This window comes from Pseudomonas sp. GW821-FHT07G06, from assembly GCF_058986625.1.
In genome coordinates, this window is the sequence record NZ_JBYSVW010000041.1 from 1 (window position 1) to 1592 (window position 1592).

At 61.9% G+C, this 1592-nt stretch carries 1 protein-coding gene; it reads right to left on the bottom strand.

Annotation, left to right across the window (positions count from 1 at the left end; translation table 11 throughout):
• Positions 1–1592, bottom strand: a 1592-nt coding sequence (locus AC3WJW_RS29945; protein ID WP_493728545.1) for an RHS repeat-associated core domain-containing protein, incomplete at both ends; no start/stop codon positions are given.

Below are 1592 nucleotides of genomic sequence, written 5' to 3' on the forward strand. Positions count from 1 at the left end.
TCCGGGTTGAGCCAGCGGCCCAGCCACGGCGCGTAATAGCGGAACCCGTAGTAATACAACCCGGTCGCATCGCGCTCCTTGCCCGAATAGCGCACAAACTTGTACTGGGTTTCACTGGCGCTTTTGCCCGACCACACCGCCGTGCCGCCAAACGGGAAATACTCCTCCAGGGTCAACTGGTTGGCGTCCTGGTCCAGTTCCAGCAGGCTGGAGCCAATCTGGTTGTCCAGGCTGCCACGCAACTGGTCATTGGCGATGTCGTCCGGTTTGCCGACCACCCAATGCAACACCCGCACCTGCTGACGACCGGCGCCGGCGCTGATCACCTGCAGCTCTTCCTCGGTGGTGAGGCTGCCGTCACTTGTGCGTTGTGTACGGCGCAGCTCCAGCCCGGGCAGGTAGATGACCTGGGCGCTACGCTGCGTGCCGCTGGTCTGGGTCAGGGTGGTCTTGCGTACCCGCCTGCCGCCGCCGTCGTACTGGTAAAACTCGCGGTCATCGTCCGGCCCGCTGCGTTTGACCTGCGTCACCTGCTGCAGCTGATTACGCCCATTCCACTGCAGCGGCTGATTGGCGGCCAATTGTTGAAGATTGCCACAGGCATCAAAAAAACCGTCCACATCGCCCGGCGTGACAAACCCCGTCTGTTGCACGCCATGGTTAGAGGTAGGGGAGATCACCGTGTCCAGGGTGTAGTTGCTGCGGCTCTGGTGGCGGATTTGTGTCAGGTTGCTGGCCAGATCGTAGGTGTACGTCCGGGTGTAATTACTGTAGGCGTTAGGGTCTGCACTGATCGGCACCTCGGGTACTGGCAACGCCTGTCCTTGCGTCCCGGCACTGGCGTTTTCCCGGCCCGTGGCACTGAGCAACTGATACAACGCGTCGTACTGGTAGTCATTGGCCGGTTCGATGCGCTGATTACGGTGATAACGCGTAGCCAGCGCCGCGTTGTGGATCGACAGGATGTTGCCCACCGGGTCGTAGCTATAATTCAAATCCTGCAACACGGGCTCACGCCCGGCTTGTGTCGGGCGCGTAGTCAGCAAACGATCCAGGCGCTGGGTCTGGGGCTCGTAACTGTACTCACTGACCACGCCGTTGCCCGCCTCTTCACGCAACACCTGGCCCGCGGCGCTGTAGCTGACCGAGGTGAGGATCGGCCGCGGCACCGCGTTCTTTAAAGCCAGGTCGCTGCTAGCTAACTGACCCGCGATGTTACGTTGCTGTCGCTGGCGATTGCCCAGCGCATCGACACTCAACCAGGCCTCACCCAGGGCGTCATACCCGACCTGGCTGCGGTAGCGGACCCTCTCCAGCTGGGCGGGCCACAGGCTTTCAGTACCTTGCCAGTCGCTGTCGGGGCTCAACAGCAACTGCCGTATCTGTTGTAGCGGCTGGGCGCCTATCGTGAAGCACGGGGTTTCATTAAGCCCGGCGGTGTCGTAATGGCGGACCAACTGCCCGCGGCTGTTGGCCGCCACCGCGTCGGGCTGAGTTTCCCCGTACAGGTAACGCTCACTGATCCGCGGTGTGGCTGCGACATCGTTCTGTTCCGTGATCGAGCTCAAGCGGTGCAGGGTGTCATAGGCAAA